The sequence below is a fragment of the Arcticibacter svalbardensis MN12-7 genome (assembly GCF_000403135.1).
GTDB classification, from domain to species: domain Bacteria; phylum Bacteroidota; class Bacteroidia; order Sphingobacteriales; family Sphingobacteriaceae; genus Arcticibacter; species Arcticibacter svalbardensis.
Genome location: NZ_AQPN01000005.1, coordinates 1 through 759, shown reverse-complemented (window position 1 = coordinate 759; position 759 = coordinate 1). Strand labels below are relative to the sequence as shown.

Annotated in this window: 1 protein-coding gene; it reads right to left on the bottom strand. The window is 43.3% G+C overall.

The window, feature by feature from the left end:
- Positions 1-21: 21 nt before the first annotated feature.
- Positions 22-678, bottom strand: a complete 657-nt coding sequence (locus ADIARSV_RS00790) for a transposase (RefSeq protein ID WP_016193430.1) — start codon at positions 676-678, stop codon at positions 22-24.
- Positions 679-759 lie beyond the last annotated feature (81 nt).

Below are 759 nucleotides of genomic sequence, written 5' to 3'. Positions count from 1 at the left end.
CCGCATCGAAGATAAAATCGATCAGATCTTCCGTTTTTTTCTGGACGCATTTAAAAGGTCAATGTCTGTGGGATAGGCAATGTCCTGAGGACAGGCCGTAGCATCAAATAAGACCCGCCCTTTATGGCTGACTGCTGTCTCCGGTCCGGTTTCATCTGTCTTGTTATCAGTAACCTGCGTTTTGCTTTGACCCTCACTGTCATTACCAGGAGCATCATGATCCTGTTTGGGGGCAACACTATTTTGATGCAATGAATGGATCTTCTCATTTATCGCATTGATCTGTTCCATACCCATCCTGTTTCTAAACTCAACAAATAGGGAGGCATCGAAAGGGACTTCATTGCTGAAACTCGAATAGCCAAGGAAGTACTGCATATACCTGTTTTCACTGATCTGGGCTACCGTTTCCCTGTCATCAAGATTGCATATATGCTTGATGATTATCGAACCGATTACTACCCTGGGGCTAATAGGAGGCCTTCCGGTGCTGCTCAACCCAACATGTTTGGTGTAAATATTACAGATCTCATCCCAGGGAATCTTCTTTGCCAGTACAACCCAACGGTTATCTGAACTCAGCTTTCGAGAAAAGGGAGTCTCAAAACCTTCCAGTGTTAATTGTGAGGGGCTTACAAAACCAGGGGCTGATGCAGGCCTTTTTACCGTTTTTTTCATCTTTCCTTGCACTTTCTATCCCTAAAATCCGAATAACTAACTGATTATCAAAATAATTTTACTTTCTCAGCAGACCCTAAA

Bases quoted from the DNA above. Each gene is read 5' to 3' on its own strand.
- ADIARSV_RS00790 (WP_016193430.1), bottom strand. From the start codon at position 678: ATGAAAAAAACGGTAAAAAGGCCTGCATCAGCCCCTGGTTTTGTAAGC.